Origin of the sequence: Dactylosporangium siamense, from assembly GCF_016862795.1 — a bacterium.
GTDB classification, from domain to species: domain Bacteria; phylum Actinomycetota; class Actinomycetes; order Mycobacteriales; family Micromonosporaceae; genus Dactylosporangium; species Dactylosporangium siamense.
Genome location: NZ_BONQ01000120.1, coordinates 47040 through 69147, shown reverse-complemented (window position 1 = coordinate 69147; position 22108 = coordinate 47040). Strand labels below are relative to the sequence as shown.

22 protein-coding genes are annotated in these 22108 nt (G+C 73.6%); 21 read left to right on the top strand and 1 reads right to left on the bottom strand.

Annotated features, from left to right (window positions below):
• Positions 1 to 62: 62 nt before the first annotated feature.
• From Dsi01nite_RS38005 to Dsi01nite_RS37960, 10 genes are all read left to right on the top strand, one after another.
• Complete coding sequence (locus Dsi01nite_RS38005) at positions 63 to 1535, top strand: GGDEF domain-containing protein (protein WP_203851224.1); 1473 nt, start codon at positions 63 to 65, stop codon at positions 1533 to 1535.
• Between the two features lie 9 nt (positions 1536 to 1544).
• The gene (locus Dsi01nite_RS38000; RefSeq protein WP_203851223.1) at positions 1545 to 2777 is read left to right on the top strand and encodes an RNA polymerase sigma factor; all 1233 of its coding nucleotides are present in this window, start codon (positions 1545 to 1547) and stop codon (positions 2775 to 2777) included.
• A 144-nt stretch (positions 2778 to 2921) separates the two neighbouring features.
• On the top strand, positions 2922 to 3677 hold the full coding sequence (locus tag Dsi01nite_RS37995) for an SDR family NAD(P)-dependent oxidoreductase (RefSeq protein ID WP_203851222.1): 756 nt from the start codon (positions 2922 to 2924) through the stop codon (positions 3675 to 3677).
• On the top strand, positions 3674 to 4600 hold the full coding sequence (locus Dsi01nite_RS37990) for an aldo/keto reductase (protein ID WP_203851221.1): 927 nt from the start codon (positions 3674 to 3676) through the stop codon (positions 4598 to 4600). Before Dsi01nite_RS37995 ends, Dsi01nite_RS37990 begins: the two co-directional genes overlap by 4 nt.
• On the top strand, positions 4597 to 5466 hold the full coding sequence (locus tag Dsi01nite_RS37985; RefSeq protein WP_203851220.1) for an amidohydrolase family protein: 870 nt from the start codon (positions 4597 to 4599) through the stop codon (positions 5464 to 5466). Before Dsi01nite_RS37990 ends, Dsi01nite_RS37985 begins: the two co-directional genes overlap by 4 nt.
• Before the next feature lie 7 nt (positions 5467 to 5473).
• A complete protein-coding gene (locus Dsi01nite_RS37980; protein WP_203851219.1) occupies positions 5474 to 6145 on the top strand; it encodes a FadR/GntR family transcriptional regulator in 672 nt (223 codons plus the stop codon).
• Positions 6146 to 6232: 87 nt separating this feature from the next.
• Positions 6233 to 7852 (top strand): methyl-accepting chemotaxis protein, encoded by a 1620-nt coding sequence (locus tag Dsi01nite_RS37975; protein WP_203851218.1) that lies wholly within the window; start codon positions 6233 to 6235, stop codon positions 7850 to 7852.
• Between the two features lie 21 nt (positions 7853 to 7873).
• Positions 7874 to 8932 (top strand): sugar ABC transporter substrate-binding protein, encoded by a 1059-nt coding sequence (locus Dsi01nite_RS37970; RefSeq protein WP_203851217.1) that lies wholly within the window; start codon positions 7874 to 7876, stop codon positions 8930 to 8932.
• A gap of 63 nt (positions 8933 to 8995) precedes the next feature.
• Entirely contained in the window at positions 8996 to 9685 is a 690-nt protein-coding gene (locus tag Dsi01nite_RS37965) for an ArsR/SmtB family transcription factor (protein WP_203851216.1), read from the top strand.
• Between the two features lie 5 nt (positions 9686 to 9690).
• On the top strand, positions 9691 to 10914 hold the full coding sequence (locus tag Dsi01nite_RS37960; protein WP_239136462.1) for an MFS transporter: 1224 nt from the start codon (positions 9691 to 9693) through the stop codon (positions 10912 to 10914).
• Positions 10915 to 10937: 23 nt separating this feature from the next.
• Here Dsi01nite_RS37960 and Dsi01nite_RS37955 read toward each other — a convergent pair whose 3' ends face one another.
• Positions 10938 to 11717, bottom strand: coding sequence for a hypothetical protein (locus Dsi01nite_RS37955; RefSeq protein ID WP_203851214.1), 780 nt, complete (start codon positions 11715 to 11717; stop codon positions 10938 to 10940).
• Between the two features lie 161 nt (positions 11718 to 11878).
• Here Dsi01nite_RS37955 and Dsi01nite_RS37950 point away from each other — a divergent pair, with 161 nt between their 5' ends.
• From Dsi01nite_RS37950 to Dsi01nite_RS37900, 11 genes are all read left to right on the top strand, one after another.
• Positions 11879 to 12328 (top strand): RrF2 family transcriptional regulator, encoded by a 450-nt coding sequence (locus tag Dsi01nite_RS37950; RefSeq protein ID WP_203851213.1) that lies wholly within the window; start codon positions 11879 to 11881, stop codon positions 12326 to 12328.
• 10 nt (positions 12329 to 12338) lie between these two features.
• Complete coding sequence (locus Dsi01nite_RS37945) at positions 12339 to 12770, top strand: cupin domain-containing protein (RefSeq protein WP_203851212.1); 432 nt, start codon at positions 12339 to 12341, stop codon at positions 12768 to 12770.
• Between the two features lie 26 nt (positions 12771 to 12796).
• Positions 12797 to 13543: a DsbA family oxidoreductase gene (locus Dsi01nite_RS37940; RefSeq protein ID WP_203851211.1), complete on the top strand. Its 747-nt coding sequence runs from the start codon at positions 12797 to 12799 to the stop codon at positions 13541 to 13543.
• 282 nt (positions 13544 to 13825) lie between these two features.
• On the top strand, positions 13826 to 15358 hold the full coding sequence (locus Dsi01nite_RS37935; protein WP_203851210.1) for an ABC transporter substrate-binding protein: 1533 nt from the start codon (positions 13826 to 13828) through the stop codon (positions 15356 to 15358).
• On the top strand, positions 15355 to 16365 hold the full coding sequence (locus Dsi01nite_RS37930) for an ABC transporter permease (protein WP_203851209.1): 1011 nt from the start codon (positions 15355 to 15357) through the stop codon (positions 16363 to 16365). The genes Dsi01nite_RS37935 and Dsi01nite_RS37930 overlap by 4 nt, the downstream gene beginning before the upstream one ends.
• Entirely contained in the window at positions 16362 to 17174 is an 813-nt protein-coding gene (locus Dsi01nite_RS37925; RefSeq protein ID WP_203851208.1) for an ABC transporter permease, read from the top strand. Before Dsi01nite_RS37930 ends, Dsi01nite_RS37925 begins: the two co-directional genes overlap by 4 nt.
• A complete protein-coding gene (locus Dsi01nite_RS37920; protein WP_203851207.1) occupies positions 17171 to 18190 on the top strand; it encodes an ABC transporter ATP-binding protein in 1020 nt (339 codons plus the stop codon). Before Dsi01nite_RS37925 ends, Dsi01nite_RS37920 begins: the two co-directional genes overlap by 4 nt.
• Positions 18187 to 19176: an ABC transporter ATP-binding protein gene (locus Dsi01nite_RS37915; RefSeq protein ID WP_203851206.1), complete on the top strand. Its 990-nt coding sequence runs from the start codon at positions 18187 to 18189 to the stop codon at positions 19174 to 19176. The genes Dsi01nite_RS37920 and Dsi01nite_RS37915 overlap by 4 nt, the downstream gene beginning before the upstream one ends.
• Positions 19173 to 20282 carry an acyl-CoA dehydrogenase family protein gene (locus Dsi01nite_RS37910; RefSeq protein ID WP_203851205.1) on the top strand — a complete coding sequence of 370 codons (1110 nt, stop codon included), beginning with the start codon at positions 19173 to 19175 and terminating at the stop codon, positions 20280 to 20282. Before Dsi01nite_RS37915 ends, Dsi01nite_RS37910 begins: the two co-directional genes overlap by 4 nt.
• Positions 20279 to 21409: an LLM class flavin-dependent oxidoreductase gene (locus tag Dsi01nite_RS37905; RefSeq protein ID WP_203851204.1), complete on the top strand. Its 1131-nt coding sequence runs from the start codon at positions 20279 to 20281 to the stop codon at positions 21407 to 21409. The genes Dsi01nite_RS37910 and Dsi01nite_RS37905 overlap by 4 nt, the downstream gene beginning before the upstream one ends.
• Complete coding sequence (locus Dsi01nite_RS37900) at positions 21406 to 22107, top strand: alpha/beta hydrolase (RefSeq protein ID WP_203851203.1); 702 nt, start codon at positions 21406 to 21408, stop codon at positions 22105 to 22107. The genes Dsi01nite_RS37905 and Dsi01nite_RS37900 overlap by 4 nt, the downstream gene beginning before the upstream one ends.
• Position 22108 lies beyond the last annotated feature (1 nt).

Below are 22108 nucleotides of genomic sequence, written 5' to 3'. Positions count from 1 at the left end.
CCACGTTCGCGCCCGCGCTGTCGATAGGACCCCGTCGACCAGCGACCCGGAGAGGTGAGCACGTGTACGCGACGCCACGCCTCCGCCAGACCGCGGTCGCCCTGATCCTCACCGCCGCGCTGCTGGCCGCCGTGCTCCAGCACCCCGGCGGCACCCTCGTCGGCTGGGCCACCTGCGTGCTGACCCTCGGCGTCGGGCTGCGCTGGCTCCAGTCCGCCCGCCCGGCGCAGGGCCGGATCCGGGTCGGGCTGCGGCTGCTCGGCTCGGGGTTCCTGGCCTGGTCCGCGGGGCAGCTGGTGTGGCTGGTCGGCCCGGCACGGCTGGCGACCGTGGTGTTCAACGCGGCCGCGGTGCTGATGGCGACCGGCGCGGCGTGGATGGCGGCGACCCGCCGGCTCGGCTCGATCCGCGCCGCCCTCGACGGGCTCATCATGGCCACCAGCCTGTGCTTCATCAGCTGGGTCGTGATCCTCGGCCCGTTGTACCGGGCCGGCGCCGGCGCGACGGCCGTGTTCGATGCCGCCGTGTATCCGATCGGGGACGTGCTCATCGGCAGCATCGCCCTGCTGATGCTGTACGAGACCCGCGGCCCCCGGCGCCGTTCGGTGGCGGTCGTCGTGGTCGGGCTGCTGCTCGTGTTCGCCGCCGACACCGCGTACGCCTCGCAGGTGTTCGCCGGCACCTACCGGGCCGGGCACGTCACCGACCTGGGCTGGTTCCTCGGGTTCGCGATCGTCGGCGTCGGCGCGCCACGGCCGGCGGAGATCGCCGGCAGCGCCGCCATGGTCACCGACGGACGGAGCTGGGACCACCTGCCGTATCTGCCCTTCAGCGCGGCGCTGTGCACCGGTGTCATCGCGTTCGCGGTGCGGGGCGGCCGGGTCGACGGGGTGCTGTTCCTGCTCGTGATCCTGATGACGGTGCTGATCCTGGTCCGGCAGCTGCTCGCCCTGCGCGACAACCGGCTGCTCAACGGGCGGCTCGCCGAGGTCGTCGACGACCTGCGCCACCGCGCCTACCACGACCCGCTGACCGACCTGCCCAACCGGGCGCTGCTGCTGGACACCCTCCAGCGGCGCCTCGACGCCGGCCGGCCCGTCGCGCTGCTCTACGTGGACCTGGACGGCTTCAAACCGGTCAACGACAGTCACGGCCACGAGGCCGGCGACCGGGTCCTGGCCACGATCGCGGGCCGGCTCGAGTCGTGCGGCGGCGACCTCGTCGCCAGGCTGGGCGGCGACGAGTTCGCGGTGCTCACGCCGCCCGGCGTGGCCGAGGACGTGGCCTGGCGGATCATCGCCGCGGCCGCCGGGCCCGTCCCGGTCCGGGGCGCGGTGGTCAGCGTCGGGGCGAGCGTCGGCATCGCCCGGCATCCCGGAAACGGCGGGTTCGGCGGCGGGTTCGACGCCGGTGACCTGATGCGCCACGCGGACCTCGCCATGTACGCGGCGAAGCTGCGCGGCCGCAACCGCGCGGTCACGTTCACCGCCGAGCTGGAACCAGATTTGGAGTCAGCGTCACCGATGGCCGCATAATCACCGGTTGTGGACGTTCGCGACACGGTCGAGGCGGTCTTCCGGATCGAGTCGGCCCGGTTGGTCGCCGGGCTGGCCAGGATCGTGCGCGACGTCGGCCTCGCCGAGGAGCTGGCCCAGGACGCCCTGGTGATCGCCCTCGAGCAGTGGCCGGTCAAGGGGGTCCCCGACGACCCCGGCCCGTGGCTGATGGCGACCGCGAAGCACCGGGCCGTCGACGCGCTGCGCCGCCGCGCCAACTACGACCGCAAGCTGGCCGTCCTCGGCGCCGCCAACCCGGTCGTGGACGAGGAGCCCGACCTCGACGACCACATCCAGGACGACCTGCTGCGCCTGATCTTCACCGCCTGCCATCCGGCGCTGAGCACCGAGTCCCAGGTGGCGCTGGTCCTGCGGACCCTGGGCGGCCTCGGCACCGGCGCCATCGCCCGAGCGTTCCTGACCACGGAGGCGACGGTGTCGCAGCGCATCCTGCGGGCCAAGCGCACCCTCGCGGTGGACCAGGTCCAGTTCGAGCTGCCACCACCGGCGCAGCTGCCGGTGCGCCTGTCGGCCGTGCTCGGCGTCGTGTACCTGATCTTCAACGAGGGCTACTCGGCCGCCGCCGGCGACGACTGGGCCCGCCCGCAACTCTGCGAGGAAGCGATCCGCCTCGGCCGGGTCCTGGCCGGACTGCTTCCTTCGGAGCCGGAGGTGCACGGGCTGTGCGCGCTGATGGAGCTGCAGGCCGCCCGGATCCGGGCCCGGACCGCCCCGGACGGCGCGCCGGTGCTGCTCATGGACCAGGACCGGCGGCTGTGGGACCGGCTGCTGATCCGCCGTGGCCTGGCCGCCCTGGCCGCGGCGGAGACCCTCGGCACGCTCGGGCCCTACGGGCTGCAGGCCGCCATCGCCGCCTGCCACGCCCGGGCGCTGCGCCCCGGCGACACCGACTGGGCCCGGATCGTCGCCCTGTACCAGCTGCTGGCACACGTCGCGCCGTCGGCGGTGGTGCGGCTGAACCTGGCCGTCGCGGTCGGGATGGCGTCCGGACCGGCGGCGGGCCTGGAACTGCTCGACGAGCTCACCGCCACCGGTGCCCTGCCGTCCTACCCGTATCTGCCGGCGGCCCGCGGTGACCTGCTCGACCGGCTCGGCCGGCGGGACGAGGCCCGGGCCGAGTTCGCCCGGGCCGCGGCGCTGACCGGCAACGAGCGCGAGCGCGCCCTGTTCCGCGCCCGGGCGGAACAGGGCGCGCCATGATCCGGACGACCCTGTGCACCCCTGAGTGCACAAGGTCTTCCGGATCGCGGGAGGGAAGTGGTCGGATGAATGTTGGACCTTCGGCGCTTGTGTTTCGTAGGTGAGGACTGGTAGACAACAGACCTCCGATGTATTGGGGGAGTTGTGCAAGGAGAATTCGACGGCCTCGCCGCCGTCGTCACCGGCGGTGCCTCGGGGATCGGTCTGGCCACGGCCCTGCACCTGGCCGCCCGGGGCGCCCGCGTCGCATGCCTGGACCTGCGCCCCGACGGGCTGCCCGAGCCGCTGCACGGGATCGCCGCCGACGTGTCCGACGACGGCACCGTGCGGGCCGGGATCGAGGCCGCCGTCGAACACCTCGGCGGGCTGGACATCCTGGTCAACAACGCGGGCATCGGCGCCATCGGCACCGTGGAGACCAACCCCGACGACGAGTGGCACCGCGTGCTGGACGTCAACGTCGTCGGGCTGGTCCGGGTGAGCCGGGCCGCGCTGCCGCACCTGCGCCGCTCCGCGCACGCCGCGATCGTCAACACCTGCTCCATCGCCGCCCACGCCGGGCTGCCCGACCGGGCGCTGTACAGCGCCAGCAAGGGCGCCGTGCAGGCGCTGACCGCCGCGATGGCCGCCGACCACGTGCGGGAGGGCATCCGGGTCTGCTGCGTCAACCCCGGCACCGTCGACACGCCGTGGGTGCGCCGGCTGCTCGCCCAGGCGGCGGACCCGGACGCGGAGCTCGCCGCGCTCAAGGCGAGGCAGCCGACCGGCCGCCTGGTCAGCGCCGAGGAGGTGGCGGCCGCCATCGCGTACCTCGCCAGCCCCCTCGCCGGCGCGACGACCGGGACCGTCCTGGCCGTCGACGGCGGCATGCACGGGCTGCGGGTCAGGCCGCCGAAATGAGGCTCGGGCTGGGCTGCGCGCAGTTGGGCAACCTGTATCACGAGATCGACGACGACCGGGCCCGCGCGACCGTCGACGCCGCGTGGGACGCCGGCGTGCGGTATTTCGACACCGCGCCGCACTACGGGCTCGGGCTCTCGGAGCGGCGACTCGGCGAAGCGCTGCGGGAGCGCCGGCGCGACCAGTACACCATCAGCACCAAGGTCGGCAGGCTCCTGGTCGGCGACCCGTCCTATGCCGGCGGCATGGACACCGAGGGGTTCGTGGTGCCGGCCACCCACCGGCGGGTCTGGGACTTCAGCCGCGACGGCATCCGCCGCTCCCTGGAGGCGAGCCTGGCGCGGCTGGGCCTCGACCGGGTCGACGTGGCGCTGCTGCACGACCCCGAGGAGCATGCCGAGGTGGCGCTGCGCACCGGGTTCCCGGCCCTGGCGGAGCTGCGCGAGGAGGGGCTGGTCGGCGCGATCGGCGCGGGGTCGAAGGACGCCGCGATCCTGACCCGCCTGGTCACCGAGTGCACGCCCGACGTGGTGATGGTCGCGGGCCGGTTCACCCTGCTCGAACAGCCGGCGCTCGACACGCTGCTGCCCACGTGCGCGGCGGCCGGCGTCGAGGTGGTCAACGTCGGCGTGTTCAACAGCGGTCTGCTCGCCGTCGACGACCCCGGTGCCGACCTGCCCTACGAGTACGGCGCCGCGCCCGCCGCCCTGGTCGCGAAGGCCCGCGCGATCGCCGGCGTGTGCGACCGGCACGGCACGACGCTGCCGGCGGCGGCGCTCGCGTTCGCGGCCGGCCACCCGGCGGTCACCGCGGTCGTCGTCGGCGCCGACTCGCCGGAGCAGGTGCGCCGCAACGCGGCCCTCGCGATCGCACCGCCGCCCGGTTCGCTGTGGCCGGCGCTGCGGGAAGCCGGCCTGCTGTGACGGTGGTCGACGCGCACCACCACCTGTGGCAGCTCGGCGCCGGGTATGACTGGCTCGACGAACCCGCCCTCGCCCCGATCCGCCGCACGTTCACTCCGGACGACCTGGCGGCCGAGCTGGCGGCGGCGGGGGTGTCGCACACCGTGCTCGTCGAGGGCGGCCGTTGCGACGAGGCCGAGGCGGCGGACCTGTTGCGCTTCGCGGCCGAGGTGCCGCAGATCGCCGGCGTGGTGGCCTGGGCGGACCCGACCGACCTGCCCCTGGAGCGATACCGGCGGCTGCCGGGGTCGCAGTATCTGGTCGGGGTGCGGGCGCAGGTCCAGGCCGAGCCGGCCGGATACCTGGACCGCGCCGACGTCCGCGCCGGGCTGCTCGCGGTCGGCGCCGCCGGGCTCGCGTTCGACCTGGTCGTGCGTGCGGACCAGCTCGCTGAGTGTGCCCGCCTCGCCGCCGACCTGCCCTCCGTCCGGTTCGTGCTCGACCACCTCGGCAAACCTCCGGTCGCGTCCGGCCGGTCGCAGCCCTGGCGGGACGACCTGGCCCGGCTCGCGGCGTGCCCGAACGTGTCGGCGAAGCTGTCCGGGCTCGTCACCGAGGCCGACTGGCGCATGTGGACGGCGGCGGACCTGCGCCCCTTCGTGCTGGCCGCGCTCGACCTGTTCGGCGCCGAACGGCTCATGTTCGGCTCGGACTGGCCGGTCTGCCTGCTCGCCGCCTCGTATCAGGGCGTCCTGGACACCATGCGTGACCTACTGTGCGACATCGACGACGCCGGTCGCGCCGCGATCTTCGGCGGCACCGCCGTCGCGTGCTACCAGCTCGACCCGGGCGGGGCGGGCGTATCGTCGCTCCTGAGGAATGCGTGAGGCACCCATGGCACTGACCGACGAGGCAATCGACAAGATCAAGGGCATGATCACCTCGGGTGAGCTCGGCCCCGGTGACCGGCTGCCGAAGGAAGCGGACCTGGCCGAGCGGCTCGGCCTGTCCCGCAACTCCCTGCGCGAGGCGGTCAAGGCGCTGTCGATGATCCGGGTCCTCGACGTCCGCCAGGGCGACGGCACCTACGTCACCAGCCTCGCACCGGACCTGCTGCTCGACGCGCTCAGCTTCGTCGTGGACTTCCACCGCGACGACACCGTCCTGCAGTTCCTCGAGGTCCGACGGATCCTGGAGCCGTCCGCGACCGCCCTGGCCACCGAGCGGATGCCGGTCGAGGACATCGCGAAGCTCCAGGCGGTCCTCGACCAGCTCGGTGACAACCCGACGATCGAGGCGCTCGTCGCCAACGACCTCGAGTTCCACCGGCAGATCGCGGCCGGCTCCGGCAACGCCGTGCTGTGCTCGCTCATCGACGGGCTGTCCGGCCCGACGACCCGGGCCCGGATCTGGCGCGGCCTCACCCAGGAGGGCGCCGCCGAACGGACCCGCGAGCAGCACCAGGCGATCGTCGACGCCATCACCGCCCGGCAGCCGGACCTCGCCCGGTCCTGGGCCACGATCCACGTCGCCGGGGTCGAGGAGTGGCTGCGCCGGGCGTTGTGACCGGTTGCGGCCCGGACCGCTCTGCCGCGTCGAGCGTTGTGGCGCGAATCGCTCAGGTCGGACCTTTCGGGGCCGATCGGCGGGTTCGTGGAGCGTGCAGAGTCGCAGCGGTCGAGGCGCCGGTGGCTGGCCGACCAGCCGGTCGCCCGCAAACTGGTGCTGCTGGTCCTGGTGTGCTGCGCGGTGGGCGCCGTGGTCCTCGGCGTCGGGGTGAGCAGCCTCGGCGCGGTCAACGCCAAGGCCGCCGACCTGTACCACGGCAACCTCGTGCCGTCCTCGCACCTGGCGGCGATGAACCAGTCGGCGATGAAGGTCCAGGCCGACGTCGCCAACCTCGCGCTGTCCAACGGCCCGGTCGCCAGCAAGGCGTTCCAGGACGGCATCGCCGCCGGCGACGCGGCCGTCGACCGGGAGCTCGCCGCCTACGGCCGGGACGTGACCGCGACGAAGCAACGGCAGCTGCTGGCCCGCTTCACCATCTGGTGGGGCGCGTTCCGCAACATCCGCGACCACCGGCTGCTGCCCCTCGTCGCCGCCGGCGACATCCCCGGGTTCCAGGCCGCGTATCTCGGCGACGGCGCGACCGTCACCGCCAACGCGATGAGCGCCCTCACCGACCTGCTCGCCTACGAGCAGACCAGCGGCCGGGCCGGTGCCGACGCCGCGTCCGACGCCTACGGCCGGGCCCGGGTCGCGATGGTCGTCGCGCTGCTCGTCGGGCTCGCCGCCGCGCTGCTGCTCAGCCGGTACCTCACCGGGCTCATCGTCCGCCCGATCCGCCGCGTGCACGGCGTGCTCACCGCGGTCGCCGCCGGTGACCTGACCGCGTCGGCGGACATCCCCCAGCGCGACGAGGTCGGCCAGATGGCACGCGCGTTGAACGCGGCGACGGCCAGCACCCGCGAGGCGGTCCGCAGCCTCGGCGACAACTCCGCGACGCTGTCCGCGGCGGCGGAGGAGCTCGCCGCGATCAGCCGGCAGATCGACACCAGCGCCACCGACGCCAACTCCCGCGCCGAACTGGTTGCCCGCGCCGCCAACGAGGTCAGCGAGCACGTCGCCGCGGTCGCCAACGGCGCCATGGAGATGGGCGGCGCGATCGAGGAGATCTCGCGCAGCACCGCGCACGCCGCCACCGTCACCGCGACGGCGGTGTCGATCGCGGCCACCACCAACCAGACCATCGGCAAGCTCGGCGCGTCCTCCGGCGAGATCGGCGAGGTCATCAAGGTGATCACCTCGATCGCGGGGCAGACGAACCTCCTGGCCCTCAACGCCACCATCGAGGCGGCCCGGGCCGGCGACTTCGGCAAGGGCTTCGCCGTCGTCGCCCAGGAGGTCAAGGACCTAGCCCGGGAGACCGCCCGGGCCACCGACGACATCGGCAAACGGGTCCAGGCGATCCAGCTCGACACCGAGGACGCGATCAACGCGATCGGGCAGATCGGTGAGGTCATCGCCCAGATGAGCGAATACCAGCACTCGATCGCCGCCGCGGTCGAGGAGCAGGCGGTCACCGCCCGCACGATGGGCCACAGCGTCGACGAGGCGGCCGGCGGGTCGGTCGACATCGCCACCAACATCGCCGGGGTCGCCGACGCCACCAAGTCGACCAACGAGGGCGTGTCGAGCACCGGCGAGGCCGTCGACCAGCTCGCCCGGATGGCGTCCGACATGCGCGGCCTGGTGTCCCGCTTCACGTACTGATCGCTGCTAGGGGTCCTTGTGATGAAACGCCTCGCCGTGCTGTTGCTGGCCGTGTCCGCGCTGGCCGGCTGCACCCAGGCTCTGGAGACGGGCTCCGGCGGCGGGCCGTCCGCCACCGTCGCGTTGCTGCTGCCGGAGCGCAAGGCCAGCCGGTACGAGGCGGGGGACCAGCCGTACTTCGCGCAGAAGCTGTCCGAGCTGTGCCCGGGTTGCGTGGTCGACTACAGCAACGCCGAGCAGCGCGCCGACACCCAGCTGCAGCAGGCGAAGGACGCCCTCGCCAAGGGTGCGAAGGTCCTCGTGCTGACCCCGGTCGACAGCATCGCCGCCGGGGAGATCGTCGCGCTCGCCAGGTCCGCGAACGTGCCGGTGATCTCCTACGACCGGCTCGTGCTCAAGACCGCCGTCGACTACTACATCTCCTTCGACAACGCGAAGGTCGGGTCGCTGCAGGCGGCGGCGCTGCTGCAGGCGCTCGGCGCCAAGGCGTCCGCGGGGGAGATCCTGTGGATCAACGGCTCGCCGACCGACAACAACGCGACGCTGTTCAAGCAGGGTGCGCACGCCGGCCTGGACGGCAAGGTCCGGGTCGCGGCGGAGTCCGACACCGCCGAGTGGAACCCCGACAACGCGAAGGCCTGGACCGCCCGGGTCCTGCCGACCCTGCGGGGCCGCACGATCGTCGGGGTGTACGCCGCGAACGACGGCACGGCCGGCGCCGCGATCGCCGCGATGAAGGCCGCCGGGATGCCGCAGGTGCCGGTCACCGGCCAGGACGCGGAGACCGCGGCGCTGCAGCGGATCCTCGTCGGCGACCAGTACATGACGGTCTACAAGGCGATCCGCACCGAGGCGGAGACCGCCGCGGCCCTCGCCAACGACCTGGTGCGCGGCAGGCGGCCGGCGGCGCCCGCGACGGTCGACAACGGCGCGGGGCAGGTCCCGTCGATCCTGCTGGACCCCGTGACCGTCACCAGGGACACGATCGCCTCGACGGTGGTGAAGGACGGCTTCGTGACCCCGAGCGCGTTGTGCGCCGGCGCCTACGCCGAGGCGTGCAAGGCGGCCGGCATCGCCTGACGTTCGGCCGGGGGGTCGCCGCACGGGGTTGAGAAGAAGTCTTTGCATAGATATATTCTCATCATGTCCATGAATCCCCGCGTCCTCACCGACATCGAGGCGCTCAAGGCGCTCGCGCATCCGCTGCGGCAGCAGATGCTGACCCGCCTGCAGCAGCGCGGCGCGGCGACCTCCGCCGACCTGGCGACCGAGTTCGCCGTGGACCGCGGCGCGGCCAGCTACCACCTGCGCCAGCTGGCCAGGTTCGGCTTCGTCGAGGAGGACACCGGGCGCTCCGCCGGCCGCCGGCGATACTGGCGGTCCGTCCCGCAGGACATGCGGCTGCCCAGGCGGCCCGCGGACGCCGACGTCGCGGCGGCCGCCATGGAGGTCGGCCGGCAGTGGCTGGAGCGCTCCGAGCGCGACCTGCACACCTACCTGGCCAACCGGGAGGAGTACGGCGAGTTCGCCGTCGCCGCCCAGCACTCCTTCGGCGGCACCGCGCTCACCGAGGAGGAGCTGGCCCGGTTCGGCGAGGAGTACATCGCCTTCCTCAACCGCTGGCACCGCGACCCCGCACCCGGCCGCCGGCACGTCACCGTGCTGTTCCACGCTTTCCCCACGCCGGACGCCGCGCCTCTCCCCACGCCGGACGGCACGCCTTTTCCCGCGCCGGACGGCACGTCTCTCCCCGCGCCGGACGCCGCGCCTCTTCCGGCGCCGGACGCCGTGCCTTTCCCCGCGCCGGACGGCACGCCGGACCCGGCGTCGTGACCCGGGTGACCGAACCGGGCGCGCCGCCGCTGTGGCGCAACCGCGACTTCGTCACGCTCTGGAGCGGGCAGGTCGTCTCCGCCCTCGGCGCCCGGATCAGCGCGACCGCGATGCCGCTGCTGGTGCTGGCCACCACCGGATCGGCCGCCGACGCGGGCCTCGTCGCGGCGGCGGGCACGCTGCCCTTCCTCGTCGCCCAGCTCCCGGCCGGGCCGCTGGTGGACCGGTGGGACCGCCGCCGGATCCTGCGGGCCAGCGAGGCCCTCGCAGGGCTGGCGCTGCTGAGCGTCCCGATCGCCCAGTGGCTGGACGCGCTCACCGTCGCGCAGCTGGTCGTGGTCGCGTTCGTGCAGGGCATGTGCGCCGTCTTCTTCGGCCTGGCCGAGACCGCGGCCCTGCCCGTCATCGTGCCGGCCGCGCAGCTGCCCACGGCGCTCGCCCAGAACGAGGCCCGCGGCCGGGGTGCGGCGCTGGCCGGCGGCCCGATCGGCGGCCTGCTCTTCGGGTTGGACCGCACGCTGCCGTTCCTGGTCGACGCGATCTCCTACGCCGCCGCCTCGGTCGCGCTGTTGTCGCTGCGCAAGGAGCTGCGCAGCGGGCCCGTCGCCCCGGCCGAACCCCTCTGGCGGGCGACCGCCGCCGGCCTGCGCTGGATCTGGCGGCACCCGCTGATCCGGGCCGCGATCCTGCTGATCGCCGCCAGCAACCTGGTCTTCCAGGCGCTGGTCCTCGTCCTCGTCGTGCTCGCCCAGCGCCGCGGCGCCACCGCCGGTGAGATCGGCACGATGCTCGGCGTCTACTCCGGCGGCGGCCTGCTCGGCGCGCTGGCGGCGACCAGGCTGCATCGCCACCTCAGCCCCAAGATGGTCATCATCGGGGTCAACTGGATCTGGACCGCGCTGCTGCCGCTCTTCCTGCTCACCACCAACGCCCTGCAGATCGGCGCGATCGGCGCGGCCACCGCGTTCGTCGGGCCACTGTGGAACGTCGTGATCGTCAGCTACAGCGCCCTGCTGGTCCCCAACGAGCTGCTGGGCCGCGTCACCAGCGCGGCGATGACGGTCTCCTGGGGCGTCATGCCGATCGGGTCGCTCGGCGCCGGGCTGCTGCTGGCCGGCGCCGGCCCGACCGGCACGATCCTGACCCTGACCGGCGTCATGCTCGCCACCGCCGTCGCCGCGACGATCAGCCCGGCCGTCCGGCGCGCCCCGCCGCTCCCGCGGGGTTGACGCGGGGTTGACGCGGCCCGGGGCTACTCGTGTGGCAGCAGGAAGCGGTGGTTGACCTGGAAGCGGTTGCCGTCCGCGGTGGCGAAGACCGGCCAGCGGGTGGGGTCGGGGCGTGGCACGGCACGCAGCAGGGCGCGGGCCGGCCGGTCGCGGAGGTCGAGCTGCGCGACGAACTCGTCCCTGCGCAGGTGCGGCACCGGCACCCCGGCCGGCCACGGCTCGACCACGGTCGGCTGCTGCGGCGGCTGGGACGCGTCGAGCAGGACCGCGATGAGCCGGACCGCGTCCGGGTGGAACGGCGAGCCGCTCTTCAGCGTGCGGTCGCGCAGCTGGGCGAGGTGGTCCAGCAGTGAGTACGACGCCGGCGGGTACGCGCGGTCCGGGCGGGTCTCCTCGAGCCCCTCGAACTGGGCGCGGGAGCGGCGGCCGTTGGCGCGCAGCGTGAACACCGTCGACGGCACGTCGGCGATCATCGGGGCACCGGGGCGGCGGCGGGTGTTCGCGGGGTCGCGCAGCACGGCGGTCGCGTGGTTGCGCAGCGAGCGCAGCGTGCCCTGGCCGATCTTCAGGCGGCGGGCCGCGTCGGCGATGAGGGTGCCGTCGTCGTAGGCGGCGAGGCGCGGGGCGCGCAGCGCGTTCCAGCCGGCGGGGACGAAGCCACCGGTCAGTTCCCAGGTGAGCAGCGGCTGGGGGCGCCGGCCCGCCTCGGTGTCCTCCGGTGCGGCCACCGCGATCGCGGCGCCGCCGACGGCGGCCGTGAGGCCCACCGCGCCGGCGCCCAGCAGCAGACTTCTGCGGTTCATGCTTCGTCGCTCCCGTCCGGCCGGGCGTCGTGCCCGGCCACTGGTGACCTTAACGACAAAACGGACTAAAGGACTTTAATGCGCCCGAGGCAATGGATACATACCGAAGTCTTTTGGTAGGGTTTCCGGAGTAGCGATCAACCCGTCGGCGAGGACCCGCGATGCGCATATCGGCGAAGGCGGACTACGCGATCCGTGCACTGGTGGAGCTGGCGGCGGACGCCGGTCGCCCACTGGTCTGCGAGGGGATCGCGGCCGCCCAGCACATTCCTTACCGGTTCCTCAAGTCCGTCATGCGCGACCTGCGCCGGACCGGCCTGGTGCGCAGCCAGCGCGGCTGTGAAGGCGGATACTGGCTCGGCCGCGACGCCGCCACGATCACCCTTGCCGACGTCGTCGGCGCGGTCGACGGCGAGCTGATGACCGTGCACGGTGAGAGCGTCGAAGGCCCGGCCGACGCGACCAGGGCGCCCGGCGTGACCGCGGTCTGGCGCGCGATCCAGGCCCGCACCGAGGAGATCCTGACCGGCGTCACCATCGCCGACCTGCTCACCGATGCGCCGGCCGAGCCCGCCGCGTCGCTGCTGGGCCTCGTCGGCAGCTCCAAGTAAGGATGCGAACATGACCGATCACTGGCACACCCCGCTGCGGCACATCAAGGGTAGGGAGCTCAGCGGCGACACCCGGCAGACCAGCGGGATGACCCGCCTGGAAGCCGTTTCGGGCAAGACCGTCGGCTCGGAGAAGGTCTGGATGGGCCAGACGCATGTCGCCCCGGCGACCAGTTCCGGCGACCATCATCACGGCGAGGCCGAGACCGCCATCTACGTCGTCTCCGGTCACCCGGTGTTCGTGTTCGCCGAGGACGGCGTCGAACGAAGGCTCGAGACCGAGCCCGGCGACTACATCTTCGTGCCGCCGTTCGTGCCGCACCGCGAGGAGAACCCGGGCGAGGAGGAGGCGGTCGTGGTCATCGCCCGCAGCAGCCAGGAGGGCATCGTGGTCAACCTGCCGAGTCTGTTCACGGCCGGGACCGAGACGGAAACGGACTGACCGTGCCAGGGCCTGCTTCAGAAGGGATGGCCGGGCTGCGGCCCCAGCCGACGCCTGGACCTCGCCTCGCACCGACCCCCCTTCTGAAGCAGGCCCTGGAGGTCGTCGAGTTCACCGACCCGATGTGCCCGTGGGCGTGGGGGTCGGAGCCGACGTTCCAGCGGCTGCGCGAGCTGACCGGGGGCCGGTCCCGGTGGCGCCGGGTGTACGGCATCCTGTTCGACCTCGACGACGACCCGCCGCCGGACCCGGCCGCGGAGACCGCCTGGTACTTCCGGTTCGTCCAGCAGGTCTCCGAGCACACCGGCGCGCCCTGCCCGGCCCGGCTGGAGCGGGTCGCGCTGAGCTCGTGGCCGGCGTCGATCGGCGCCAAGGCCGCGGCCCGGCAGGGCGTCGAGGGCGCCGTCCTGAGAAGGCTCCGCGAGGCGATGTTCCTCAGGGGTGAGCCGGCCGACACCGCCGAGCGCGTCCTGGCCGCGGCGGCGGGGGTCGAGGGCCTCGATCTCGACGCCTTCGCCCGGGACCTGGAGGACCCGCGGATCGAGGCCGCCGTGCGCGCGGACTGGCTGGAGACCCGCCGCCCGGCGGCCGAGGTGATCGGCCTCACCGCGCCGGGTCCACACTGCGGCGCGGCTAAGCCGATCGACGGCGGTCTGCGCTACGCGCTGCCCACGCTGCTCTTCGAAGGGCCTCTGGGCAGGGAAATCGTGCCGGGTTGGCGGCCCCTGCAGCAGTACGTGGACGCGGTCGAGCGCGTCGCCCCGGCCCGATAACTCCTATAAAAACCATCGGATTTGTCTCGAACAATAGGACACTTCCCGATGGCTATTGACGACACTGAAGCGGCGTCCGCATGATGGGCACATGACATCGACCCACCCCGGCGTAGTTCGTCGCTACGTCGACTTCCGGCGCACGGCCAGCGCCCTCTGTCGATAAGTCACCGTCGATCTCTTCGGGCCTGTCGCCCATCTCTTCCTTGAAGCCGCACCCGCTGCGGACGGTTCCGTGCACCCTCAAGCACCCCACGACACCTTCGAAAGGCTTCCGTCCCCATGAGCTCATCGCTGACCCGCAGGTCGTTCCTCGGACTTGGTGCCGCAGCCGGCACCGCGACCCTGCTCGCCGCCTGCGGTGACGGGACGGTCGCCGGCCCCGGCGGCACCGCCGGCGGCACCCTCAAGTGGGGCTGGTCCACCGTCACCAGCTGGGACCCGGTCACCTCGTCCGCCGGCTGGGACGTGCACCTGCTGTCGCTGGTCTACGCCGGCCTCACCAAGCTCGACGAGAAGGGCAACGCCGTCCCGGCCCTCGCGACCGGCTGGAAGTACGACGCCGCCGGCACCACGCTGACGTTCACGCTGCGGCCCGGCCTCAAGTTCAGCGACGGCACCGCCCTGGACGCGACCGCGGTGAAGAAGAGCCTGGAGCGCGGCCGCGACTTCCCCAAGTCGCTCATCGCCGCGCAGCTCGCCAACGTCAAGTCGGTCACCGCGCCCGACGCCACCACCGTGGTCATCGGCCTCGCCCAGGCCGACTACCAGATCCCGAACCTCTTCGCCGGCAAGACCGGCATGATCGTCAGCCCGGCGGCGTTCGAGGCCGACGCCACGGCGCTCGCGACCAAGCCCGTCGGCGCCGGGCCGTTCACGCTCACCGCGTATGTGCAGAACGCCAAGGCCACCCTCACCCGCAACCCCGACTACTGGGACGCCGCGAACATCAAGCTCGGCGGCTTCGAGGCCTACCCGCTGCCGGAGCCCGCCACGGTCGTGGCCGCACTGCAGTCCGGGCAGTACGACGTGGCGCAGATCCCCGGCAGCCAGGTCGAGGCCGCCAAGGCCGCCGGCCTGCCGGTCCAGGTGATCCCGTCGCTGGTGGTCGCGGTCCTCGACGTCAACATCGCCAAGAAGCCGTTCGACGACCCGAAGGTCACCGAGGCACTGCGCTACGCCGTCGACCGGGCCGCGCTGCTCAAGACCGCACAGTTCGGCCACGGCGACGTCGCCTACCAGCCGTTCCCGAAGGGCTACGCCGGCTACAGCAACAGCCTCGAAGGCATCTACCAGCACAACCCCGACAAGGCGAAGCAACTCCTCGCCCAGTCGAGCTACGGCACCTCGCCGGTCGAGGTCGTCATCACCACCGCCAAGGCCGAGGGCGTGCCGGAGCAGCTGCAGTCGCAGCTCAACGCCGCCGGGTTCAAGGCCACCATCGAGGTCATCCCGCAGGCACAGGCGACGCAGCTGGTGTACGTCCAGCACAGCAAGGCCCTGTTCGTCGACCAGTTCGCCGGCCGGGACTCCGCCGTCCAGGCGTTCCAGGTGCTGTTCGGCAAGGAAGGGCTGATGAACCCCGGCCGGCAGACCCCGCCGGAGCTCGCCGACGCCCTCGCGAAGGTCAGCAGGACCCCGCTGGACGACCCGTCCTACCCGAGCGTCCTGCAGGCGGCGACCGCGGTCGCGGTCAAGTCGATGCCCAACGTCTTCCTCTACAGCGTGCCGCGAATCCTCGCCCGCCGCGCAAACGTGTCGGCGATCCCCGAGTTCACCGCCGTCCAGCGCTTCGAAGGGGTGACCGTGTCATGACGACGCTGCTGTCGCGACCGGCTCCGGTGGCTGTGGCAAAGCCGGACCCGGCGCCGCCGAAGCGGAGGTCCCGACGCTGGATCGGTACCCTCGCCACGCCCGTTGTGGTGTTCGTGTTCTCGTCGCTGCTGACGTTCGGGCTCGGCGCGCTGTCGCCGAGCAACCCGGCCGCCGCGGTCCTCGGCGAGACCGCGACCCCGGCCGACATCGCCCGGATGAACCACGAGTTCGGCCTCGACCGGCCACTACCGGTGCAGTACGTCGACTGGCTGTTCTCGGCGCTGCGGGGCGACCTCGGCCGGTCGTACTTCACCACCATCCCGGTCGCCGACAGCATCTTCGCCGCGCTCCCCGTCGACCTCGCCCTGGCCGGCCTCGCGATCCTCCTGGCCGTGCTCATCGGCGGGGCCGCCGGGATCGGCGCGGCGCTGCGGCAGGGCGGCCGCCTCGACCGGACCGTCACCGCCGTCGCCTCCGCGCTCGGCACGCTGCCACCGTTCGTGCTCGGCATCGGCCTCATCATCATCTTCTCGGTGCTGCTCAAGGCGCTGCCGGCCGGCGGCTACGTGCCCCTGGAGAACGGCCTCGGCCAGTGGCTGCGCTTCGCGATCCTGCCGGCGCTCGCGCTGAGTCTCGACATCGCCGCCTCCATCGCCCGGCAGCTGCGCACCTCGCTGGTCGGGCAGCTCGGCGAGAACTACGTCACCGGCGCCGTCGTGCGCGGCCTCGGCACCCGCCGGGTCCTGTTCGGCCACGCGCTGCGCAACGCCATCGGGCCAGCCCTCACCGTGCTGGGCATCGGCGTGCCGATGATCCTCGGCGGCGCCGTCGTCACCGAGAAGATCTTCAACCTGCCGGGCCTGGCCCAGCTGGCGCTGCAGGCGTCCGGGCAGCACGACGTCCCGCTGATCCAGGGCACCCTGCTGGTCACCGTCACGGTCGTGCTGATCTGCAACACCCTGGTCAACATCGCCGTGCTGCGGCTGACCCCGCAGGGCAAGCGATGAGCACGCTGACCGCCGTCCGCCTCCCGTCGGCGCGACTCGCCCTCAGCGTCCTGGCCGTGGTGACGTTCCTCGCCGTTGCCGGCGGGACCGTCGCGCCGCACGACCCGCTGCTGCAGGACCCGGACCTGGCACTGCGCGGGCCGAGCCTGATCCACCCGTTCGGCACCGACTACCTCGGCCGCGACGTGTTCAGCCGGCTCCTCGCCGGCACCGGCACCACGGTCGTCGCCGCCCTGGAGAGCGTCGGCGTCGGGCTCGCCCTCGGGGTCCTGCCCGGCCTCGCGTCGCTGTGGCTCGGCCGGACCGTCGAATGGGTGCTGCTGCGCGCCGTCGACGCCGTGATGACGCTGCCGTTCATCGTGTTCGCGATCGCCGTCACCGGCATCCTCGGCAACGGTCTCAGCCAGGCGATGGTGGCGATCGGCGTGCTCTTCGCGCCGCTGTTCTTCCGGGTCACCCGCGCCGCCGGGCTCAGCCTCACCCGGGCCCACTACGTCGAGGCCGCCGAACTGTTCGGTGCCTCACGATGGCGGATCCTGCGCACCCACGTGTGGGGCAAGGTCGTGCCGACCGTCGCCGTCACCGCCGCACAGGCCACCGGCGGCGCGCTGCTCGCGGTGTCGTCGCTGACGTTCCTCGGCATCGGCGTCCAGCCGCCCGCTCCTACCTGGGGAGGAGTCCTCGCCAGCGAGCTCGGATTCCTGTCCCAGCAACCATGGGCGCCGGTCATCCCCGCGGCCCTCATCATGGTGGCGGTCGCCGCCCTCAACGCCCTCGCCGACGCCATCCGCCCCGGCGGTGCGGCATGAGCGCGGTCCTTCGGGTCGACAACCTCCATGTTTCCGTCGGCGGCGGCAGCGGTACGTCCAGCGCCGGCGCCGCGGCAGCCCGGGAAGCCGTCCGGGACGTGTCGTTCACGATCGGCCGGGGTGAGTCCGTGGGCCTGGTCGGCGAGTCGGGATCCGGCAAGACGCTCACCTGCCGGGCCGTTCTCGGCGTCCTCCCGCCCGGCGTGGCGGTCACCGGCGGCGGCATCCACCTCGGCGGCGGTTCCAGCGGCGCGGACGTCGAGCTGACCGGGCTGGACCGGCGTGGCTGGGACGCGGTGCGCGGCAACCGCCTCGCCGCGGTGTTCCAGGACCCGGCGTCCTACCTGAACCCGTCGCTGACCGTGGGCCGGCAGCTCGCCGAGCAGCTGCGGCTCAAGCGCCGCCTGCCCCGCAACCAGACCCGCGCGGCCGCCGTCGAACTGCTCGCCGCGATGGGGCTGCGCCGGGCGACGGCGGTGTACGACCAGTACCCGCACGAACTGTCCGGCGGCATGCTCCAGCGGGCGCTCATCGCCATCGCCGTCGCGGGAGAACCCGAGCTGCTCGTCGCCGACGAGGCCACCACGGCCCTCGACGCCGCCGTGCAGGCCGAGGTCCTCGATCTGCTGCGGCAGCTGCGGGAGGAGCGTGGACTGGCGCTGCTGCTGGTCAGCCACGACCTGGCCGTCGTCGCCGAGGTCTGCGACCGGGTCGCGGTCTTCTACGCCGGTGAGATCGTCGAGCAGGGCCCGACCGCCGACGTCATCGCCAACCCGCGGCACCCGTACACGGAGGCCCTGCTGCGGGTCGCGTCCCTGGGGGACTGGCGCCGCCGCGACCTCGAGGTCATCCCGGGGCGGCCGCCGGAGCCGGGCGCGATGCCGGTCGGGTGCCGGTTCGCGGCCCGCTGCGCGCACGCCACCGACACCTGCGCGACCCCCGTCGCACTGTCCACGGTGGACGACCGTCAGGTCCGGTGCCACCGGGCCGCGACCCTGGAACTGGTGGGCGCATGAGCACCCTGCTCGCTGTGGACGGGCTCGACGTCACGTTCGACAGGCACCGGGTCCTGGCCGACCTGTCGCTGCACGTCCAGGCGGGGGAGATCCTCGGCATCATCGGCGAGACCGGCTCCGGCAAGACCACCCTGGCCCGCGCGGTCGTCGGGCTGTCGCCGGTGCGCGCCGGCCGGATCACCTTCGAGGGCACCGACCTCACCGCGCTGCGCGGCAAGGCCCGCCGGGCGTGGCGGCGCGCCGGCCAGGTCCAGTACGTGTTCCAGGACCCGCTGCGCGCCCTCGACCCGCAGCACACCGTCGCCCGGATCGTCGCCGAGGGGCTCGTCGTCGCCGGCACGCTGGACCGGGCCGCGATCGACGCCCGGGTCCGCGCCGCCCTCGCCCAGGTCGGGCTCGACCAGTCCCTCGCGGCCCGGCTGCCGGGGCAGATCTCCGGCGGCCAGCGGCAGCGGGTGCTGCTCGCCCGCGCCGTCGCCCTCCAGCCGCGGCTGCTGCTGTGCGACGAACCCGTCAGCGCCCTCGACGCGTCCAACCGCAACCACGTCCTGCGCCTCCTCGCCGACCTGCGCGACCGGTCCGGGGTCACCGTCGTCGTCATCTCCCACGACCTGAGCTCCCTCGCCGGGATCGCCGACCGGGTCGCCGTGCTCTACGGCGGGCGGCTGGTCGAGCAGGGCCCGATCGGGCGGGTGCTGAGCGAGCCGCGGCACCCGTACACGGCCCTGCTCACCGCGTCCGCGCCCAGCGTCCGCCGGGAGCACCCGATCCCGGCGCGGGCACTGCGGCCGGCCCCGGACCACCGGCCCGTCGCGGCGTTCGGGCCCGACGCCTGTTCCTACGCGTCGCGGTGCCCCTTCGCGACGCAGGCCTGTGTCACCGCACCCTCGACCGCGGGCTCGGAGTGGTCGGTGGCGTGCCACCACGCCGACGCGTGGCGGTCCCGGCTGGCGGTCGGCGCGATGAGCACCAGGAGGACGGCATGAGCTTGGAGGTCGTCACCGCGGCGCTCGCCGCCCGCGCGGCCGAGCACGATCGGGACGCGTCGTTCCCCTACGACGGGATCGCCGTCGTGCACAAGCACGGGCTGCTGACCGCCACCGTCGCGGCCCGCTACGGCGGCGAGGGCGCGGGGCTGGCCCGCACCGTCGACATCCTCGCCGCGCTGGGCGCCGGGGACCCGGCGGTCGCGCTGGTCACGGCGATGACGCTGTTCACCCACGCCGCGCAGGCGCGCCGGCCGTCGTGGCCGGCGGAGCTCTACGACGAACTGCTCGCCGAGTCGCGGCAGTGGCCGGCGCTCGTCAACTCGCTGCGGGTGGAGCCGGAGCTCGGCACCCCCGCCCGTGGTGGGCTGCCGGCGACGATCGGCCGCCGCGACGGCGCCGAGTGGGTGATCGACGGTCACAAGATCTTCTCGACCGGCGCGGTCGCGTTGTCGTGGATGGCCGTGTGGGGTCGCACGGACGAGGACCCGGCGCGGGTCGGGTCGTTCCTGGTCCGCGGCGGCAGCCCCGGCCTGCGGGTGGAGCCGACCTGGGACCATCTCGGGCTGCGCGCCAGCCGCAGCGACGACGTGCACCTCGACGGCGTGCGGGTGCCCCTGGAGGCGTTCGTCGAGACGGGCGCGGACATCCGTGACTGGAACGCGCTCGGGCTCGCCGCCCTGTATCTCGGTGTCGCCACCGCCGCCCGCGACTGGCTGGTCGGCTTCCTGCACGAGCGGGTCCCGGCCGCGCTCGGCAAGCCCCTCGCGACCCTGCCCCGCTTCCAGAGCGCCGTCGGCGAGATCGAGGCCGCGCTGGTCTCGGCCCGGGTCCTCGTGCGCGCCCAGGCCGCCGACTACGACGCCGGGCTCCCCGTCGACGCGGGCATCGGCAAGCTCGTCGCCACCCGGGCCGCGATCGGCGCGGTCGAGCAGGCCGTCGCGCTCATCGGCAACAACGCCCTCAACCGCCGCAACCCCCTGGAGCGCCACCTGCGCGACGTGCTCTGCGCCCGCATCCACACCCCACAGGACGACACCATCCTCGCCGCGGCCGGTCAGGCCGCGCTGACCCGTTCCCAGCACACGAAGGAGCACACGTCATGACGGTCGAGTTCGTCGGCATGATCGGCACCCAGCACGCCTCGGAGATCCACGCGCCGTCCGGGCCCGTGATCGACCCGGCGTACACGCGCCGGTTCGCCCGCGCCCACGAGGACGGCGGCTTCGACCGGATCCTCATCGGCTACGGCTCCGGCTGGCCCGAGGGCGGCCAGGTCGCCGCGCACGTCGCCGCCCACACCGAGCGGCTCGGCCTGCTCATCGCGCACCGGCCCGGCTTCGTCGCGCCGACGCTCGCCGCGCGGCAGTTCGCGACCCTGGACCAGTTCAGCGGCGGCCGGGTCGCCGTGCACACGATCACCGGCGGCAACAACACCGAGCAGCAGCGCGACGGCGACTACCTCGACAAGGACGAGCGGTACGCGCGCACCGACGAATACCTGGAGATCCTGCGCCGGGCCTGGACCTCGCCGGAGCCGTTCGACTACGACGGCCGCTACTACCGCTTCGCCGACTTCGCCGCACACGTCCAGCCGGCGCACCGCATCCCGCTGTTCTTCGGCGGGTCGTCGGAGGCGGCGTACCGGGTCGGCGGCAAGCACGCTGACACGTTCGCGCTGTGGGGCGAGCCGCTGAAGGAGACCGCGGAGCAGATCGCGTCCGTGCGGGCCGCCGCGGCCGCCGCCGGACGCACCGACGTGCCCGGCATCAGCGTGTCGTTCCGCCCGATCCTCGCCCCGACCGAGGACCTCGCCTGGGAGCGGGCGCACGCGATCCTCGACACGATCACCAGTGGCGCGGCGAACTGGCCGCAGCGCGCGTGGCGTACCAACGGCGCACCGGAGAACGTGGGCTCGCAGCGGCTGCTCGCCGCGGCCGCGAAGGGTGACCTGCACGACCGTGCACTGTGGACCGCCCCGGCCAGGGCGACCGGCGCCGGCGGCAACTCGACCGCGCTGGTCGGCACGCCCGAGACCGTCGCGAAGGCCCTGCTCGACTATGTCGACATCGGCGTCACCACGATCCTGATCCGCGGCTACGACCCCCTGGACGACGCGATCGACTACGGCCGGCACCTGCTGCCGCTGATCCGCCAGGAGCTCGCGCACCGCGCGCTCTCCCAGCCGTCCGCTTCGCAGAAGGCGCAGCCGGTCGCGGCGGGTGCCCGGTGACCGCGACGATCGGCTCGCCCGTCGTGGCCGGTGCCCGCTGGGACCCGCCGGCCGCGATCGCGGTCCGCGGCACGGTGCTCATCCTGCCGGGCCGGGGCGAGCACGCCGGCGTCTACGACCGCTTCGGCCGCCGCATCGCCGCCGACGGCTACGCGGTGCGCTCCGCGACCCCGGAAACGGCTGTGTCGCTGGCCCAGGACGCACCGGGCCCGGTCGTGCTCGCCGGCTCCGACACCGGCGCGCTGCACGCCCTGGCCGTCGCCGCCGCGCACCCGGACCTGTTCGCCGGGGTCGTCGCGGCGGGCGCCCCGGCGGCCGACGGGGTCACCGTCGACTGGGACGACGAACTGCGGGCCCGCACCGCGTGCCCGACCCATCAGGCGCGGCTGACCGGAGACACCGGCTTCCAGCGGGGGGCCCTCGCACTGCCGGTGGCGGCGAACCTCCTCGCCCCGGCGCCCGTCACGGTGCCGGTCCTCGTCCTGCACGGCGAGGCCGACACCGTCAGCCCCGTCGACGCCGCCCGGCGGCTCGCGGCGGACCTGCCGAAGGCCGAGCTCGCCACGGTCCGCGACGGCCGGCACGACGTGCTCAACGACGCCACCCACCGCACCGTCGCCGCGCACGTCGTGCAGTGGCTGGAGCGCCTGCGCGCCGACGCGGACGCGACCCCGATCCTCACCGTCCACCCGCACTGAC

Excerpts from the sequence above, each read along its gene's own strand:
- Dsi01nite_RS37915 (WP_203851206.1), top strand. The coding sequence starts at position 18,187 with ATGAGCACCCTGCTCGCTGTGGACGGGCTCGACGTCACGTTCGACAGG.
- Dsi01nite_RS37980 (WP_203851219.1), top strand. The coding sequence starts at position 5,474 with ATGGCACTGACCGACGAGGCAATCGACAAGATCAAGGGCATGATCACC.
- Dsi01nite_RS37910 (WP_203851205.1), top strand. The coding sequence starts at position 19,173 with ATGAGCTTGGAGGTCGTCACCGCGGCGCTCGCCGCCCGCGCGGCCGAG.
- Dsi01nite_RS37950 (WP_203851213.1), top strand. The coding sequence starts at position 11,879 with ATGCGCATATCGGCGAAGGCGGACTACGCGATCCGTGCACTGGTGGAG.
- Dsi01nite_RS37940 (WP_203851211.1), top strand. The coding sequence starts at position 12,797 with ATGGCCGGGCTGCGGCCCCAGCCGACGCCTGGACCTCGCCTCGCACCG.
- Dsi01nite_RS37920 (WP_203851207.1), top strand. The coding sequence starts at position 17,171 with ATGAGCGCGGTCCTTCGGGTCGACAACCTCCATGTTTCCGTCGGCGGC.
- Dsi01nite_RS37955 (WP_203851214.1), bottom strand. The coding sequence starts at position 11,717 with ATGAACCGCAGAAGTCTGCTGCTGGGCGCCGGCGCGGTGGGCCTCACG.
- Dsi01nite_RS37905 (WP_203851204.1), top strand. The coding sequence starts at position 20,279 with ATGACGGTCGAGTTCGTCGGCATGATCGGCACCCAGCACGCCTCGGAG.
- Dsi01nite_RS37930 (WP_203851209.1), top strand. The coding sequence starts at position 15,355 with ATGACGACGCTGCTGTCGCGACCGGCTCCGGTGGCTGTGGCAAAGCCG.
- Dsi01nite_RS37990 (WP_203851221.1), top strand. The coding sequence starts at position 3,674 with ATGAGGCTCGGGCTGGGCTGCGCGCAGTTGGGCAACCTGTATCACGAG.
- Dsi01nite_RS37925 (WP_203851208.1), top strand. The coding sequence starts at position 16,362 with ATGAGCACGCTGACCGCCGTCCGCCTCCCGTCGGCGCGACTCGCCCTC.
- Dsi01nite_RS37935 (WP_203851210.1), top strand. The coding sequence starts at position 13,826 with ATGAGCTCATCGCTGACCCGCAGGTCGTTCCTCGGACTTGGTGCCGCA.
- Dsi01nite_RS37965 (WP_203851216.1), top strand. The coding sequence starts at position 8,996 with ATGTCCATGAATCCCCGCGTCCTCACCGACATCGAGGCGCTCAAGGCG.
- Dsi01nite_RS37970 (WP_203851217.1), top strand. The coding sequence starts at position 7,874 with ATGAAACGCCTCGCCGTGCTGTTGCTGGCCGTGTCCGCGCTGGCCGGC.
- Dsi01nite_RS37945 (WP_203851212.1), top strand. The coding sequence starts at position 12,339 with ATGACCGATCACTGGCACACCCCGCTGCGGCACATCAAGGGTAGGGAG.